This window comes from Collinsella aerofaciens (assembly GCF_009876115.1).
In the GTDB taxonomy this organism is placed as follows: domain Bacteria; phylum Actinomycetota; class Coriobacteriia; order Coriobacteriales; family Coriobacteriaceae; genus Collinsella; species Collinsella aerofaciens_N.
Map to the genome: position 1 here is coordinate 62,156 of NZ_WWSY01000008.1, position 14,872 is coordinate 77,027.

Annotated in this window: 17 protein-coding genes; 2 read left to right on the forward strand and 15 right to left on the reverse strand. The window is 58.7% G+C overall.

Annotated features, from left to right (window positions below; all coding sequences use genetic code 11):
* Positions 1 to 11: 11 nt before the first annotated feature.
* The 7 genes from GT571_RS05840 to GT571_RS05870 all read right to left on the reverse strand — a co-directional run bounded on the left by GT571_RS05840 (position 12) and on the right by GT571_RS05870 (position 5,415).
* Positions 12 to 1,178 carry an AgaS family sugar isomerase gene (locus tag GT571_RS05840; RefSeq protein ID WP_161156020.1) on the reverse strand — a complete coding sequence of 389 codons (1,167 nt, stop codon included), beginning with the start codon at positions 1,176 to 1,178 and terminating at the stop codon, positions 12 to 14.
* Between the two features lie 114 nt (positions 1,179 to 1,292).
* Positions 1,293 to 2,024, reverse strand: a complete 732-nt coding sequence (locus tag GT571_RS05845; RefSeq protein WP_161156022.1) for a GntR family transcriptional regulator — start codon at positions 2,022 to 2,024, stop codon at positions 1,293 to 1,295.
* A gap of 184 nt (positions 2,025 to 2,208) precedes the next feature.
* On the reverse strand, positions 2,209 to 3,291 hold the full coding sequence (locus tag GT571_RS05850; RefSeq protein ID WP_138374505.1) for a PTS system mannose/fructose/sorbose family transporter subunit IID: 1,083 nt from the start codon (positions 3,289 to 3,291) through the stop codon (positions 2,209 to 2,211).
* On the reverse strand, positions 3,281 to 4,081 hold the full coding sequence (locus GT571_RS05855) for a PTS mannose/fructose/sorbose/N-acetylgalactosamine transporter subunit IIC (RefSeq protein ID WP_022094610.1): 801 nt from the start codon (positions 4,079 to 4,081) through the stop codon (positions 3,281 to 3,283). Before GT571_RS05855 ends, GT571_RS05850 begins: the two co-directional genes overlap by 11 nt.
* Before the next feature lie 90 nt (positions 4,082 to 4,171).
* Positions 4,172 to 4,654 carry a PTS N-acetylgalactosamine transporter subunit IIB gene (gene agaV / locus GT571_RS05860; RefSeq protein WP_117716286.1) on the reverse strand — a complete coding sequence of 161 codons (483 nt, stop codon included), beginning with the start codon at positions 4,652 to 4,654 and terminating at the stop codon, positions 4,172 to 4,174.
* A 36-nt stretch (positions 4,655 to 4,690) separates the two neighbouring features.
* On the reverse strand, positions 4,691 to 4,972 hold the full coding sequence (gene yajC, locus GT571_RS05865) for a preprotein translocase subunit YajC (RefSeq protein WP_022094612.1): 282 nt from the start codon (positions 4,970 to 4,972) through the stop codon (positions 4,691 to 4,693).
* Positions 4,972 to 5,415: a PTS sugar transporter subunit IIA gene (locus tag GT571_RS05870; RefSeq protein ID WP_035137680.1), complete on the reverse strand. Its 444-nt coding sequence runs from the start codon at positions 5,413 to 5,415 to the stop codon at positions 4,972 to 4,974. Before GT571_RS05870 ends, yajC begins: the two co-directional genes overlap by 1 nt.
* Before the next feature lie 703 nt (positions 5,416 to 6,118).
* On the opposite strand from GT571_RS05870, the gene GT571_RS05875 reads away from it, so the two are divergent.
* Complete coding sequence (locus tag GT571_RS05875; protein WP_161156024.1) at positions 6,119 to 6,757, forward strand: DUF2975 domain-containing protein; 639 nt, start codon at positions 6,119 to 6,121, stop codon at positions 6,755 to 6,757.
* Positions 6,758 to 6,766: 9 nt separating this feature from the next.
* Positions 6,767 to 7,006, forward strand: coding sequence for a helix-turn-helix domain-containing protein (locus tag GT571_RS05880; protein ID WP_161156026.1), 240 nt, complete (start codon positions 6,767 to 6,769; stop codon positions 7,004 to 7,006).
* A gap of 114 nt (positions 7,007 to 7,120) precedes the next feature.
* Here the strand turns inward: GT571_RS05880 and GT571_RS05885 are convergent, their stop codons facing one another.
* From GT571_RS05885 to GT571_RS05920, 8 genes are all read right to left on the reverse strand, one after another.
* Complete coding sequence (locus GT571_RS05885; protein ID WP_161156028.1) at positions 7,121 to 8,248, reverse strand: hypothetical protein; 1,128 nt, start codon at positions 8,246 to 8,248, stop codon at positions 7,121 to 7,123.
* A gap of 126 nt (positions 8,249 to 8,374) precedes the next feature.
* Positions 8,375 to 9,460, reverse strand: coding sequence for an isocitrate/isopropylmalate dehydrogenase family protein (locus GT571_RS05890; RefSeq protein ID WP_161156030.1), 1,086 nt, complete (start codon positions 9,458 to 9,460; stop codon positions 8,375 to 8,377).
* A gap of 6 nt (positions 9,461 to 9,466) precedes the next feature.
* Positions 9,467 to 10,165 carry a HEAT repeat domain-containing protein gene (locus GT571_RS05895; RefSeq protein ID WP_161156032.1) on the reverse strand — a complete coding sequence of 233 codons (699 nt, stop codon included), beginning with the start codon at positions 10,163 to 10,165 and terminating at the stop codon, positions 9,467 to 9,469.
* Positions 10,166 to 10,180: 15 nt separating this feature from the next.
* The gene (locus GT571_RS05900; RefSeq protein ID WP_055310425.1) at positions 10,181 to 10,609 is read right to left on the reverse strand and encodes a hypothetical protein; all 429 of its coding nucleotides are present in this window, start codon (positions 10,607 to 10,609) and stop codon (positions 10,181 to 10,183) included.
* Between the two features lie 5 nt (positions 10,610 to 10,614).
* On the reverse strand, positions 10,615 to 11,694 hold the full coding sequence (locus GT571_RS05905; protein ID WP_161156034.1) for an NAD(P)-dependent oxidoreductase: 1,080 nt from the start codon (positions 11,692 to 11,694) through the stop codon (positions 10,615 to 10,617).
* A gap of 98 nt (positions 11,695 to 11,792) precedes the next feature.
* On the reverse strand, positions 11,793 to 12,746 hold the full coding sequence (locus GT571_RS05910; RefSeq protein WP_161156037.1) for a DegV family protein: 954 nt from the start codon (positions 12,744 to 12,746) through the stop codon (positions 11,793 to 11,795).
* Positions 12,747 to 12,826: 80 nt separating this feature from the next.
* Complete coding sequence (gene hpf, locus GT571_RS05915; RefSeq protein WP_035137685.1) at positions 12,827 to 13,411, reverse strand: ribosome hibernation-promoting factor, HPF/YfiA family; 585 nt, start codon at positions 13,409 to 13,411, stop codon at positions 12,827 to 12,829.
* 317 nt (positions 13,412 to 13,728) lie between these two features.
* Complete coding sequence (locus GT571_RS05920; protein WP_240136060.1) at positions 13,729 to 14,739, reverse strand: substrate-binding periplasmic protein; 1,011 nt, start codon at positions 14,737 to 14,739, stop codon at positions 13,729 to 13,731.
* Between the last annotated feature and the right edge of the window lie 133 nt (positions 14,740 to 14,872).

Here is a 14,872-nt window from a genome sequence, read left to right on the forward strand (position 1 = left end):
GGGGGACGCGATTAAGCGGTGAAGGGGTGAATCGTCACGCCCTTAACCACGCGGTTGACCGTGCCGGTGGGGCTCGGCGTATCGGGCGTGTTGCCCACGCGCACGGAGTTGAGCAGACTGATAGCCTGGGCAAACATCACGAACGGCAGAGCAAGGTAGCCCTCGGGAAGTGCCTCGTAGCCCTTAAAGGTGAAGGACTCGCCCTCGTAGACGGTAGCGCCTTCCTGCTGAACGGCAACGGTGTGCTGAGCGATCTTGTCGCCACCGATCTCGTTGAGGATGTCGATGTCGTACTGACGGGTGTAGGCGTCGTTGTTGACGAACACGAAGACGAGCGTCTTATCGTCGACGAAGGACTTAGGTCCGTGACGATAGCCCATGGAGGTGTCGTAGGAAGTAGCGACCAGACCGTGAGCGAGCTCGAGGATCTTGAGCTGGCTCTCCTGAGCAAGGCCACCGAAGGAGCCAGAACCCAAGTAGGTCACGCGGTTGAAATCGCCAGCCAGGTAATCGGCGATCTCAGGCTCACGGGAGATGACCTCCTCGCCCATCTTGGCAATCGTCTCGACCCACTCGGCCTTCTGCTCGTCAGAGGCAGTGTCGAAAATAAGGGTGGAGAGCAGGGTCATGCAGGAATAAGAACCGGTCATGGCGAAGCCCTTGTCGTTGGCGCGCGGAATGAGCAGCGTCAGCGCATTGGGATCATCGGCAGACTCGACGGCAAGCTTGCCCTCGGGAGCGCAGGTGATGTTAAGGAACTTGACGTTGTGGACGAGCTCCTTGGCAACGGCAACGGCGGCAAGGCTCTCGGGGCTGTTGCCAGAGCGGGCAAAGGAAACCACGAGCGTGGGATCCTCGGCGCGCAGGAAGTCGCGCGGGGCGCTCACGATGTCGGTCGTGGCGATGGGCTTAAAGTCGTAGAGATCAGTGTTGCCAGCGTGACGCAGGTACGGGGCGCAGGTATCGCCAACGTAGTCGGACGTACCGGCACCGGTGAAGACAACGGACAGACGACCCTCGCCCATAGCGCGAGCCTCGGCCAGGAAGGCCTCGATGGCCTCCTTGTTCTCGCGATAGATGTTGAGCGTATCGCGCCAAAGCTCGGGCTGCTGAGCAATCTCGGCCGTGGTGATCTGGGCGCCGAGCTCGGTGAGCTCCTCGACACTCTTCTCGAACATTTCTAATACCTCTCTCTAGAAGTAATCCTCTGACGTGCAATTATACACTTCGGTTGGTTATCTGGTAGTAACCAGTTAAATGCAAAGAATCACCATATGAAAACGATGCGAGCACTAGTTGCTGCGCTGGTGGTAAACCTTGTATTTAAACTGATCGGCACGAGCAACCGAGAGTGTGTACTCCACTACCTCGTTTGACTCGTTATACGTAGTCCTGACCAAATCGAGCACAGGCGAGCCCTCGACAATTCCCAAAAGGTGGGCATCGGTGGGACGGGCTATGCTCGCATAGAACTCCTCTTCGGCCACGCGAATCTTTTGCTGAAAGTCCTGCTCAATCACATCGTAAAGCGGCTTACGCTCTAGCAGTGGTCGCTTTAGGGATAGAAATTGACGAACCGGTAGATAGCTGCGTTCGACCATCATGGGCATGTTGTCGGCAGAACGAAGACGCTTGAGCTTAAAAATGCGATCACCGATACGCAATCCCATATGCTCAGCCAGATTCTTATCGGCCTCCATCTCGCAAAAATCGAGAATCGTGGTCTCGGGTTCTCGACCCATCGCGCGCATCTGCTCGGTAAAGCTGTAGGACTGCATAAGATTGGTTGCCTTTGCCGAACGGTCGGTCACAAAGGTACCGCGACCGTGCTGCCGAACCACCAGTCCTAAACGCTCCAGTTCCTGCAGAGCCAGGCGTACCGTAGTGCGCGAGAGACCATAGCGCTCCGAAAGTTCGCGCTCGGAAGGAATCATGTCACCGGCGCGATATTCATGGTCAATCTTTTCGGTCAGAATATCGACCAGCTGATCGTACAGCGGTTGCTTACGCGCTCCGATCGCCATCCTATCCTCCCTTTTGCTCGAATTCGGCTAACTACCTAGGGTGTTATGCATTATCTGTCTGCCACACCCGAATCATTAAGAAACAAAAGCCGCGCGCTCTTTCGAGCACGCGGCTTTTAACATACACATGGCTTAAGGGGTCGGGGTGTGAGCCGCGTAGGGACACACCCCTCAAGCTAGAGCCTTACCAGATGCTCGGCCAGAGACCAAGCGGGCCAGCGCCCAGGATGCCAAGGACGAAGAGCAGGAGAATGCCCTTGGTCGGGGTCCAGCTGTGCTTAGCGAACATGTAGTAAAGCAGCAGCGTAAGCATAAGCGGGACGAGCTTCGGGACGATGGTGTTGAGGGTGTCGGCAACAGAGAAGTTGACCGGATCCTCGGTAACGGTGCCGTAGGTCACGGACTCCATGCCGTTGCCCAGATCGGTGACGCCGCACTCGACAGCGTTGCCGTCGGCATCGGAAGCGGTAAGGGCGTTGCCGTCCTTATCGGTCATGGCGATGGTACCGGCCTCAGCGGTCTCGGTATCGATGCCCTCCATACCGGTGAAGTTCTCGGCCTCCTTCTCGGAGACGATCACGGTAGTAGCGGAGAGACCACGGGTGGTGCCGTTGGGGATCTGGAGGTTAATCTGGGTGCCACCCATGGTGACGACCAGGCAACCGACGACGAAGACGCCCATGATGGAAGCGGCACGCGTGAAGGCCTGCATGTTGGCGGTCAGAGCGTCAATAGCGCTGGTGCCAAGCTTGTAGGACCAGTTCATGAGCCAGAAGCGCAGAGCGAACTGGACAGCGTTGAAGATCACCAGGAAGATGATCGGCGCAGCAGCGTTACCGTTGATGGCCATGTTGGAGGTGATGCCGGCCGTGATAGGCACGAGCGTCAGCCAGAACAGGGCGTCACCGATACCACCGAGCGGGCCCATTGCGGCGACGCGGACGGCGCGGATCGTGGGGATGTCAACCTTGTTCTGCTCGAGCGAAAGCACGATGCCCATAACAAAGGTGACGAGGAACGGGTGGGTGTTGAAGAACTCCAGGTTGTGGCTCATGGAAGCCGCGAGGTCGTTCTTGTTGGTGTGGATCTTCTCCAGACCGGGGATGATGGAGTAGAGCCAGCCAGCGGCCTGCATACGCTCGTAGTTGAACGAGGCCTGCAGGAAGCAGGAGCGCCAAGCCATCTTGTTGAGGGTCTTCTGATCGAGCTGCGGAGCAGGAGTAAGATCCTCGTAGTGCTCCGGGATCACATACTCATTAGATGCCATCTTCGAAGTCACCTCCGTCAGAAACAGCTGCACCCTTCAGCTCGGTCTGCTGCTGGAAGTCCCAGAAAGCGATGCCGAAGCCGATGAGAGCGAGGATGAGCAGAGCAGGGGTTGCCAGAGAATCGTTGGCAACGGTGATGAGCGCGAGGCCAAAGCCCATGAGGAAGAAGCCCCACATATCGCGGTTCATCATAACCTTGAGCAGGACGGCGAAGCCGACGAAGCGCATCATGCCGCCTGCAGCGGACAGACCGGTCTGCAGCCAAGTCGGGATGGCGGAAGCGATGGTCTGACCAATGGTAGCGCCAGCGATGAAGAACAGGGTGACGACGACAGCGAAGATCAGGCCGAGCAGAGCCATGGCGAAGTAGTTCAGGCGCTCGATGCCCTTGGTGTCCGCGTTATGAGCCATGTTATCGGCCGTGGACATAAGCGGGGACATAAGCGTGAAGACCAGGGTAACGCCGAGCTGACCAAGCAGAGCGAACGGAATGGCAAGGCCGACTGCCGCGTTGGGCTCGAGACCCGTAGCGATAGCGAGAATGGCTGCCATGATGCCGCCAATGACGGCGTTAGGCGGCTGAGCGCCTCCGATCGGCATGTTGCCGATCGTCATGAGCTGATAAGTACCACCCACGAGAAGACCGGTGTTGAGGTCGCCAAGGATAAGACCGATGACGGCGCCGGTGACGATGGGCTGATAGAGAGACTCGAGGAAGTCAAACTGGTCGATTGCCGCGATGAACGTGACGACGAAGACCAGAGCGATCTGGATGATCGAGTATTCCATCTTGCTCCTCCTTTCAAAATGAATGTACGCACTTTGGATATCACGTACAGAACGTCAGGGTTTCACTCCTGACAACGTGGATCACGAGGATTACGAGAAGAGCTTGCTCGTGTCCTCAACAGGCGTGCTCGGAACGCGCCTGATCTCCAACTCCACCCCCAATTCCTGCAGCTCTTTAAACGCAGCGACATCCTCGTCGTTAACTGCGACGGAGGTGGCGACTTGGCGCTTTCCTTCCGACATGTGCATGTTGCCGATGTTTACCTTCTTTATAGGCACACCGCCCTTGACGAGCGTAAGCACGTCTTCCGGTGTTTCGGCCACGATGAAGATCTTCTGGCGCGGGCTCGCCTTGCCAATGACGTCGATGGTCTTCTGCAGAGAGAAGAAACGCGTAGCGACGCCGGCGGGAGCGGCCATCTTCATGAGGTTCTGGCGCATGGTGTTGGTCGCCACGTCGTCGTTGGCGACGAGGATGAGGTTGGAGCCCAGAGTGGAGTTCCACTGGGTAGCAACCTGACCATGAACCAGTCGGTTATCGATGCGGGTAAGAAGAATGTTGGGTTCTGCCATGTTGATCAGCTTCCTTTCGTTATTTGCTGACGACAGTTACTTGATCTCCTGAATCGCGTAACGCGAAACATCTACGACGGCTCCGGATCGGACTTTGATCTGGACCTTCTCGCCTTCGATGCCTTTGACGGTTCCGTAGATACCGCCGGCGAAAAGAACCTCTTGACCCGGCTTGAGCTCGGTGTGCAGCTCCTTGAAGTACTTCTGCTTCTTCTTCATGTTGATTTGCGACCAGATGGTGTAAATCAAGCCCATGATGACAAGCAGGCCTAAAAGGGCGACCGAGGAGCTCAGGACGTTGGCTCCGAAATCGGCCATTAGATGCCGTCCTCGTCGCCGAAGATATCCTCTTCCTCGGAGCCGGCAACGGATGCGACCGTCTGGGCGGTGACGCCCGTCTGGCCAACGGTCACGGCCTGCTCGCCAAGCTCGGCGAGCGTGGCATTGCCGCGGAGGAACAGAAGCTCAATAACCATGGGAAGGTTGGTGCCAGTCAGAACCTCGACGTTGTCGACATCCTGGGCAATCATCATCGACTGGTTGAACGGGGTGCCGCCAAGCAGGTCGGTAAAGACGAGCACGCCATCGCACTCCTCGCGCATGGCGGTAATAGCGGCGCGGAGATCCTCACCGTAGGAAGCAGCCTGGTCGCCCTCAAAAGGAACGACGGTAAAAGCGGGCTGGTCGCCGGCAACCATAGCGATAGCGCTAGCTAGGCCGGGTGCGAACTGTCCATGACCGGTAAGAATAAAGCCAACCATTCAAATTTCCCTTCCGAAGGTGTGTACAATCTGAGTCCGATGATTTTCGGAAGCCAGCGGGCGCTCGCCCTTAAAGCTTCTTAGAAAGCGTTCTTTGAAGACCAGTGGTTTCTAAACTGGTAGTAACCACGTGACGTGTTGTTGTCACTATATCACCCCAGAAGAGGCCGCTTCCGTTGATTCATACGGTAAAACGTTTTTGCACCGTTCACGGTGATAAATCGACCGTTTACCGCTCGTTAACACTTCTACCTGCGGTTTTGAAACCGTTTCGAAATGCTTTGGCAAAAGATCGGAACTTTTTTGTGTCTAAACAACGCAGGGCGGCTAAAAATAGCGTGAAGAAAAATTGCAGGTCATTGTGAAGATATGTGAATTGGTCTTTTTGACTTAATACCAGTTAGAACCAGTTTTGAGATTATCGGTGAACGGTAGTTTTCGACCGTTCACCGGTTACTTGCAATCGTTTGCAGTCGTTTTCCCAGATGAATTAGGGAAACACAATGGAGCGCTTGCGCGATCACGGGAAGTTTTGACATTTGTCCTCATCCCCCGCGCGCCGAACTCCGACACCCAAAACGAGCTAATAGTTCATGCTAATCGTTTTCAATCATTACTTAGTCAGCATCCGTAATTATTTATCGTTTGTCATTAATTATGATATAAGATACAAGTATCATCCAAAACGCCGATTGGAGGGGTTATGGTCCATCGAAACGCGTCTTTATCGAATGAAACCATCAGCCGCGAACAGACGGTAGCCAAACTGAGGAAGCTCGCTCGCATCTGCAAATGGGCCACGATCTGCATTACCACCGCGCTCGCTCTGGGGCTCCTCGCAGTCATTGCGATTGACCTTCTACTCATATTGCCTGGCCTCTCCCAAGGCTCGTGTCTCCAATCCGTAGAACTTCAAGCCGGCGAAGGGCCGTGCCTTGCTATCGTCGGTACCGATGCGCAGGCCCCACTTATGCTCGTCGCACACGATGGTCACACTGCCATAGGGAGCCTCTTGATGACATGCCTCGCGCTTACCATCGCGATAAGCGTGCGCAGGCTTTTCTTCAACATTGAAAAGGAAGGCAGGCCCTTTGACCTTGAATGTAACCAGACACTTCGTCGAGTAGGACATTTATTCCTTATCGGCGGCGTTGCCGTGAGGCTTCTTGGCGCCGTAATCACGGGAATGATACTCTCGGGATTTGGCGGCAGCTTTACCGATGCGTTCGTCGGCCAGTTATTCGAGCCCTCCATGCTCTTTGCAGGCCTGATTATTTGCCTGATTGCCAGCATCTTCCGCTACGGGTATATCCTGCAAAAACAAGATGACGAGTTGCTCTAGGGGGAATCCATGATTATTCTGCGGCTCGACCGCATGCTTGCCGAACGCAAGATCTCATCCAAAGAGCTTGCGGAACGCGTGGGCATCTCCCAGGTCAATATGTCGCGCATCAAGACGGGCAAGGTTTCTGCCGTGCGCTTTTCAACTCTTGACGCGATATGCCGGGCACTCGACTGCCAACCGGGCGATGTGCTGGAATATATGCCTGACGATGAAGCCGATAGCCTTTTTGGACTTAAAGATGAATAGCCATAATTAAGCCGCCAATCACGCCCTCAACGCAAAAAGTCCGCCAGAACGACTTCCGTACTGGCGGACTTTCTGCTGTCTATCGGCTAGATGCTCGATGAGCCGTGCGACTCTTTACGCAAACAGGCCGTAGATGCTGATGTTGGCCTTGGCGTAGAGGCCGTAGATGCTGATGTTGGCCTTGGCGTAGAGGCCGTTAGCGTACTCGGTCCACTTGGAGCTGGCGCTCGAAGCCTGCGAGGAATACTGCTGATAAGCAGTGTAGTAGGCGGTCATGGCCTGCTTATAGGTAGCGCTATCGGCCGTAAAGGCATCGTCGGCAAAGGCCTTAGCGTAGGTGCTGTCGGCGTCCTTCCAAGTGCCCTTCTCGCTATCCCACTCGTCGCCGGCAAGGTTGATGATGTAGTCGGCGTAATCCTTGCTCGCGGTGTCCTCATTGCCGTCAGAAGGCTCGGTCGGAGCGGTCGGCATGCTTGCGGAGCTATCGCCCACCTTCTTCTTGTAGAGCTTCTGCAGCGTCGCGGACTGGCGGACGATCTGCTTGGCCTGATCCTTGGACACGCCATACTGCGTGGCCATGGTCTTGTAGTCGGAGGTGCCGATGGAATCCTCGGCGTACTGCTTCATTTCCTTGGAAGAGACGGTAATGCCCTCGTCCTCGGCAGCGTCCAGCAGAATCTGGTTGCGCACGTAGGACAGGATAACGTCGGCAGAAGGAGCGGTGTAGTTGCCATCACTATCCTTGACGGTGTCGAGGCTGTACTGGCTCTCGATGGCCTCGCGCGCGGTGATATCGCTCTTCTTGCCGTTGTAGCTATAGCTTGCCACGGTCGAATCGAGCTGGTCCTCGGTCAGGGTCGCCGAGCCGACACCCTTGCCGCCAAAGCCGCCATTGCCAATAAAGAAGCCGACCACCGCAGCGATCACGACTGCAACCACAAAGGCGGCGATCATCGTCTTCTTGTGCTTGGATACGCGATCGTCTTCATCGGAACTCAGGATATCGTCGTCCTCATCCTGGGCCTCGGGCATCAGATTCTCGTCAGCGGCATCCGCGGCAATCTGAGCCTCCAGACGGGCGTCCTCCTCCTCGGCCGTCGTACCGGCAGCAATGTGCTCGGCAGACGTACCGGCGACCAGGTCGATCTTCTCGTCCTCGTCACCGTCGGGGCCTTCGCCGCGCTCGATGATCTGGATGCCGTCGATCTCGTCCTTCTCGTCCTTCTTTTGAATCAGACCCATATCGGTTACTCCTTGTTAGGAAACATAGTCCTCAATAGAATACGCCCGACAGAGCGCCGGGCGTATTGATTCTTAGGTTATACGCAAACACTTAAGTACTATTTAGGCGTTTGCAGCACGCATGCCTTAGGCCAGGTGCGCGATAACGGCATCGGCAAAGGCCTGCGTGCCCACGGCCCCCTCGACGGAGCCGGTCTGGGCACGACGCACGTCACCGGTAACCTGCTCGCCCTCGTCGAGCGTGGCAGATACGGCGGCGCGAATGCGATTGGCAGCGTCGTTCTCGCCCAGGTGATCGAGCATCATCGCAGCAGAAAGGATCTCGGCCGTGGGGTTGGCGATATCCTGGCCAGCGATATCGGGCGCGGAGCCGTGCGTTGCCTCGAAGATGGCGCAGTCGGCACCGATGTTGGAGCCGGGGGCCATCCCTAAGCCACCCACCAGGCCGGCGCACAGGTCGCTCACGATGTCGCCGTACAGGTTGGGCAGCACCAGGACATCGAAGTCGTTGGGGTTCTGGACCAGGCCCATGCAAGTGGCGTCGACAATCTTGTCGTTGAACTCGATATCGGGATAGTTGGCGGCCACCTCGCGCGCAACGCGCAGGAACAGGCCGTCGGTCGCCTTCATGATGTTGGCCTTATGCACGGCCGTCACCTTTTTGCGGCCGCAGCGGCGGGCATACTCAAAGGCATACTCCACAATGCGGCGGCTCTTGGCGATGGAGATGGGCTTGATCGAGATGGCGGAATCGGCGGGGAAGGCCTTCTGACCCGACCGCTCGACAAGCTGCGAGAGCTCCTCGACCTCGGCAGCGCCCTCATCGAACTCGATGCCGGCGTAGAGGTCCTCGGTGTTCTCGCGCACGATGACCAGGTCGACATCGCGGAAGCGCGAGCCGTCGCCCGGCTGCGACAGGCAGGGGCGCACACAGGCATACAGGTCGAAGTGCTTGCGAAGGGCAACGTTAACGCTGCGGAAACCCGTGCCGACCGGCGTGGTGATGGGACCCTTGATGGCAACCTTGGTCTCGGCGACCGCATCGAGCACGTGCTGGGGCAGTGGCGTGCCAAACTCGTCCATGACGCCGGCACCGGCCTCCTGGACATTCCAATTGATCTGGACACCGGTGGCCTCGACCACGCGGCGCGTGGCCTGCGTAATCTCGGGACCGATACCGTCACCGGGAATCAGGACTACATCGTGCGCCATAATCTGTTACTCCTCGTTTTCGGCGTCGTCAGATTTTTTAACGCTAGCACGCTTCTTCTTTTTGGAGAGATCAAGGTCAAAGCGTTTAACAAGCATTTCGCAAATCTCGCTCGAACGGGCTTTGAGATAGCTGCCCTTGCCGTTCTCGGCATCGAACTTAAGGCGCAGCGCGAGCTTCTCGGCGACCTCGGCGTCGATCTCGCCCTGGCCAAACTCGTACAGGCAACCGAGCATGTCGCGATACTCGAGGTCGCCGTGGTAGCACTGAATGGCCTCGTCCAGGATAGGCCAAGCCTCGCGCGAACGCTCGACACTCGTGGCGCCCCACACGCACAGCAGGCGGAAGGCGGCATAGCGCAGTGTGGAGGAAATCTCGTCGAACAGTGCGGTCTCGGCGCCCTCAAAGGCATCGCCCAGCTGCTCGGGACAGGTGGTGGCAAGCGCCGTCAGGGCATCGAGGGCCTCCCAGCGGGTCTGAGCCTCGGGGCGATCGAGCGCCTCGATCAGCGCGGGGACGCAGGGCACGACGCGCTGCGGATCTCGCTCGGCGAGCAGGTGCAGCACGCGGGCGGCAAACTGGCGGATGCGGCGCGTGGGGCAGCCGAGCTCCTGGACCAGACGGTCGACGGCGTTCTCGTTCTCCTCTGCCAGCTGAAGCTGTGCCAGCTCCTCGTCGGTGAGCTGTTCGTCTTTGTTTTCTGCCATAGTTACCTCTTCTTACTATTTCTTAGCGTGCTTGCCAGCACCCTTGCTGTCATCGGTGACCGAGATGAGCTGTCGGTCGGCCGCGCCATTGCGACGCGCACGGCGGCGTTCCTCAGCGTCGCCCGCGTCGGCGGCGGCGCGATGAGCCTTGTTGACGTTAAAGACCTCGTCGTGCTTGCGCCACGGACCGACGGACTCGCCAAAGCTCATCTTAAGACCGGCGATAAAGCCGCCGAGCCAGCCGATCGGCGCAAACTGCACCAGCGGGAACAGCGAGAACACCCAGGTCAGCAGGACGACTGCCGCCGCTCCTGCAAAGTTGGCAATCCAGTAGTCGCGCTTGGTGATCACGCGCTTTTCGCAGGCCCACTGGCCGCACAAAAAGCCAATGTAGATCGCAAAGAGAAAGAGCACCAGCGCTAGTACCACGAACGTCCAGCTCATGGGCGCTACTCCCCGTGATGGTGGCCGCAGCAGCACTCATGGCCGTCGTCATGGCCGTGACCGCCGCAGCACTCGTGGTCCTCGCCGTGATGGTGACCGCAACCGCACTCATGGTCGTCGCCGTGCTCGCCGCAACCGCAGCCGTCCTCGTGAGCGCCATGCTCCTCGGGACGATACTGCGACCAGTCCAGACCGGCGGCGATGGCGTCGGCCTCCTCCTTATAGAGGACCGTGATGGCCTGGGTGCCCAGCTTGGCACCACCGATGGCGTCGAGCATGTCGTAGAGCGTAAAGGCCACGTCGGCGCCGGGCAGCGCAAGCTCGCGGTCGTCGGCATAGGCGAGCGCCAAGCGCAGGTCCTTGATGAAGTGCTCGACCATAAAGCCGGGCTTGTAGTCGCCGTCGAGCGCCTTGGGAGCCAGGCTCTCCATGGCGCCGGACTTGCCGGTACCGCCCAGGATCATCTGGCGGGTCTTCTCCAGATCGAGGCCGCTCAGCTCGGCAAATGCCATGGCGTCTGCCATGCCGACCATGCAGGCGCCCAGCGACACCTGGTTGGCGAGCTTGGCAGCCTGGCCCTTGCCGGCGCCGTCGAAGCAGCAGATGTTGGCCGCAAAGGTGGCAAGGATGTCGCGGACCGGCGCGATGTCGTTCTCGGTGGCGCCCACGATAGCCGTAAGCGTGCCGGCGATAGCACCCGACTCGCCGCCGGTGACGGGGCAATCAAACGCCATGCGACCGGAAACCTGGGCGGCCTCGGCAATGTCGCGCGCCAGCTCGGGCGAGCTCGTGGTGAGGTCGATCAGGACCGCACCGGGCTTAGTGCACGCGAGCAGACCGTCACCCGCCAGGTAGAGCTCCTCGACCTCGGAGGGATAACCCACCATGGTAAAGACGACGTCGGCGTTCGCCGCGGCATCTGCCGGCGTATCGGCCCAGACGGCACCGCGCTCAACGAGCGCTGCGGCCTTGGACTTGGTGCGGTTGTTGACCGTGACGGGATAGCCGGCGTCCAGAATGTGGCCGGCGATGGGGGCACCCATAATTCCGGTGCCGATAAATGCGACAGAGAGCTTGTTTGCCATGAAACCTTTCCTTTTGGGTTGGGTGTTGTTACCAGGTTGAATACTCGGTGCCAGCGTTTGGGCTGTGAGTCGAGAGCGATTACGGACGCAGCGCTTGCCTACTGGCCGCGCACGCGACGGGCGATGCGGTCGGAAAGAGACGCCTTGTCGGCGCGGTTCTTGCCCCAAAACGCAAGTGCCACCATGCCGGGCCCCACGTGCGAGCCGATGGTAGGGCCGACGGAACTACGGATAATCGTGACGTCGGCGCAGCCCTCCTCCTTGCGAACGGCGGCCTCGAGCCAGTCACCATCCTTCTCGGCATCGGCAGTCATGATGGCGATGGGCATGGTGCGGTCGGGCACGTAGTTCTCGCGGAACGACTTGAGGATGGACTTGAGCGCCTTCTTGCGGCCGCGGTTGACGCCGATCAGCGACAGCGAGCCGGCCAGGTCGTAGGAGAGCTCGGGCTTGACGTCGAGCTTTGCCGTGAGCTGCGCCGCCGCGGGCGGAATGCGGCCGCCGGCAGCCAGCGCATCGAAGCTCTCGAGCGTAAAGTAACCGTGCACGTAGGTCTTGGCCTCGTTTGCCCAATCGACCAGCTGCTTGGCGGTCAGCCCCGCCGAACGCTGGCGCACGGCCTCAAGCGCCAGGAGCTCGCCGGTCGCGCAGGGCAGGGCGTTATCGACCACATAGAGCTCAAAGTTGGGATACTCGGCGCGCACGGCATCTGCCGCCTGGCACGCGGAGTTGTAGCTCGACGACAGCGCCGAGGTAAAGCACAGGTAGACCGTGGGCGTGCCCTCTTTGGCGCACTCGGTAAAGAACTCGATATAGCGACCGAGCGACACAGCCGAGGTGGACACGCGGGCACCGGCGCGCATGCGGTCGTAGAACTCCTTAGGGCTCATACTCGACCAGATGTCATCCGTGCGCTCCTCGCCATCGATAATGAAGGGGAAACCCAGGATATCGACATCAAGGTTCGCGGCGACCTCGGGACTAAAGTCGCAGCAGGTATCGACGACGATGCGACAACGGTCCGAATGGCCGGTGGATGCAGCCTTGTCCATCAAAGCGACTCCTTACGTAAAAAAAGCGGCCATCCGCATGGGATGGCCGCCAACCGTTAACTCATGCAAGTTAACGTATTTTACTCGTCAAGTGTTTCGATGCGGGGCTTGATGATGCCATATCCACCATTCTTACGGTGATACACCACATTGATGAGACCGGTCGTCGCGTTCTCGAACACGTAGAAGTCGTGACCGAGCAGATCGGTCTGCACCAGCGCCTGCTCCTCAGTCATCGGGGTGACATCGATGACCTTCTCGCGGACGAGCAGGTCGTCCTCCTCCTCGGGCAGCAGCAGGTCGGCCAGATCCTCGACGCGCTCGACCGGCGCGACATCCGCGGCGCTGGCACCGCCCTGGCGGTTGTCCACGACCTTGGTCTTGAACTTGCGCAGCTGACGAGTGACCTTATCGGCGGAAAGATCGATGGCGGCATACATATCTGCGCCGTGCTCGGCAACGCGAATCACAGAGCCGCGGGCACGAACCGTGACCTCGACGATTGCCGGGTTGGGGTTCGAGGGGTTCTTCTCATAACGAAGCACGACGTCGACTGTCATAGGCTCGATGTCGAAAACCTTGAGCGCCTCGCCGATCTTCTCATCCACATGCGCACGCAGAGCATCGGTTACCGTCGTCTTGCGTCCAGAAACCTTGATATCCATACGTGGCTCCAATCTGCCTCGGGGACTTACTGTACTGGCTATGTACCCATTGCCGTGCATTTAATCACGCGAATTCCCAAAGACCCGAATAACGACTGCTTGATACCGCATACCGAAGTCTCGCACTTTTCCGTGGCAAAGTGCGCTATAGGAAGGCATCGACGGAGTTAATTTTTCTCCTGGAAATTAGCTTTGACCTGCTAGTTTTACCAAAATAGAAAAGCCGGGCTCCCCTATTTGGGAGACCCGGCCATGCGTGTTGAAACCGTGAAGAAGCGCCTTGTTCGGTGTATGGCAGACGCCACCCCTACCAATAACTAGCTATTGAGCTTGTTGATGTCATCGTCGGTGATGGCGCCCTCCTGGCTAGACGACGGACTGTCGCCGTTGCTATCAGAGGCGTCGCCATCGGAGGACTCGGTCTCGTTGGACGCGGAGTCGGATGCCTGCACATTGGCCCCCGAAACAGTCTTGGCGGTAAGGTCATAGGGCATTTGGCCATACCAGACGCAGTGGACCGCCTCGAGCGTGCCGTCGACCGTGATACCGTCGAGGGCATCACTCACGGCACGGCACAGCTCATCGTTAGAGCTAAGGCCTGCGACGCCAAGCGTGGAGGGTGCCTCGAGCGTGCCAACATAGGAGATCTGGCCCATCAGGCGCGCGAGGTAACCACCGGCCGTGGAATCACAGATCACGTAATCGACCTCGCCCGACTCGAGTGCCTCGAAGCACTCGTTGATGTTGGAGAAGGTCTTTTGGTTGGCCGTGATGCTCTGCTTGGCAAGCGCTTCCTGCGAGGCCGAGGAAGTCTGAACGCCCAAGGTAGCAGTGTTGAGTGTGTCGGTTGAGACACTCGGGGACTCTCCGTCGCTGGTCTTGCCGAACACGGCGGCAGCATCGTACAGACAGGTGCCAAGCGAGCTGATGTCGCCGCCCGCAGACTTGATGTCGCCAATAAAGATGTCGGCCTTTTTATCGCTGAGCGCGGAATCGGCCGAGGACGCATCGACAAAAGCAACCTTGAGACCCATGCGGCACGCGAGGGCACGAGCGGCATCGACCGCATAGCCCGTGAGGTTTCCGTCGGCATCCTGCATGGCTTGCGGGGCATCGGAAGTATCGAGGGCGACCGTCAGGGTTCCCGGCTTGACCAGGGCATTGTCCGATACCGTGGGGGTAACGGTCTCGCGCTCGATCTGGTCGATCGTGGGCGTCGTGAACGTGGACAGTGGATTGAACGCGCATCCGCTCAGGCCCAAAACGGCAATGACCGCCGCGGTCCCAGCACCCAACCGAGCCGCATGCATCAAGCTGCCCCTCACCATGTCCACTACCCTGCCTTCTGTGTCGTATACGATCCGTGCCCCGCACGGAATATCGGGTTGTTCCCACCAGCTGACCTGGTATTTGACCCCACACTTGCGCACCGGGGCGTTTGCTCGGGAGGCCGCAGCCACC

What these genes read in the sequence shown, in the direction of transcription:
- GT571_RS05840 (WP_161156020.1), bottom strand. Translation starts at nt 1,178, where the DNA reads ATGTTCGAGAAGAGTGTCGAGGAGCTCACCGAGCTCGGCGCCCAGATC.
- GT571_RS05845 (WP_161156022.1), bottom strand. Translation starts at nt 2,024, where the DNA reads ATGGCGATCGGAGCGCGTAAGCAACCGCTGTACGATCAGCTGGTCGAT.
- GT571_RS05850 (WP_138374505.1), bottom strand. Translation starts at nt 3,291, where the DNA reads ATGGCATCTAATGAGTATGTGATCCCGGAGCACTACGAGGATCTTACT.
- GT571_RS05855 (WP_022094610.1), bottom strand. Translation starts at nt 4,081, where the DNA reads ATGGAATACTCGATCATCCAGATCGCTCTGGTCTTCGTCGTCACGTTC.
- agaV (WP_117716286.1), bottom strand. Translation starts at nt 4,654, where the DNA reads ATGGCAGAACCCAACATTCTTCTTACCCGCATCGATAACCGACTGGTT.
- yajC (WP_022094612.1), bottom strand. Translation starts at nt 4,972, where the DNA reads ATGGCCGATTTCGGAGCCAACGTCCTGAGCTCCTCGGTCGCCCTTTTA.
- GT571_RS05870 (WP_035137680.1), bottom strand. Translation starts at nt 5,415, where the DNA reads ATGGTTGGCTTTATTCTTACCGGTCATGGACAGTTCGCACCCGGCCTA.
- GT571_RS05875 (WP_161156024.1), top strand. Translation starts at nt 6,119, where the DNA reads ATGGTCCATCGAAACGCGTCTTTATCGAATGAAACCATCAGCCGCGAA.
- GT571_RS05880 (WP_161156026.1), top strand. Translation starts at nt 6,767, where the DNA reads ATGATTATTCTGCGGCTCGACCGCATGCTTGCCGAACGCAAGATCTCA.
- GT571_RS05885 (WP_161156028.1), bottom strand. Translation starts at nt 8,248, where the DNA reads ATGGGTCTGATTCAAAAGAAGGACGAGAAGGACGAGATCGACGGCATC.
- GT571_RS05890 (WP_161156030.1), bottom strand. Translation starts at nt 9,460, where the DNA reads ATGGCGCACGATGTAGTCCTGATTCCCGGTGACGGTATCGGTCCCGAG.
- GT571_RS05895 (WP_161156032.1), bottom strand. Translation starts at nt 10,165, where the DNA reads ATGGCAGAAAACAAAGACGAACAGCTCACCGACGAGGAGCTGGCACAG.
- GT571_RS05900 (WP_055310425.1), bottom strand. Translation starts at nt 10,609, where the DNA reads ATGAGCTGGACGTTCGTGGTACTAGCGCTGGTGCTCTTTCTCTTTGCG.
- GT571_RS05905 (WP_161156034.1), bottom strand. Translation starts at nt 11,694, where the DNA reads ATGGCAAACAAGCTCTCTGTCGCATTTATCGGCACCGGAATTATGGGT.
- GT571_RS05910 (WP_161156037.1), bottom strand. Translation starts at nt 12,746, where the DNA reads ATGGACAAGGCTGCATCCACCGGCCATTCGGACCGTTGTCGCATCGTC.
- hpf (WP_035137685.1), bottom strand. Translation starts at nt 13,411, where the DNA reads ATGGATATCAAGGTTTCTGGACGCAAGACGACGGTAACCGATGCTCTG.
- GT571_RS05920 (WP_240136060.1), bottom strand. Translation starts at nt 14,739, where the DNA reads ATGGTGAGGGGCAGCTTGATGCATGCGGCTCGGTTGGGTGCTGGGACC.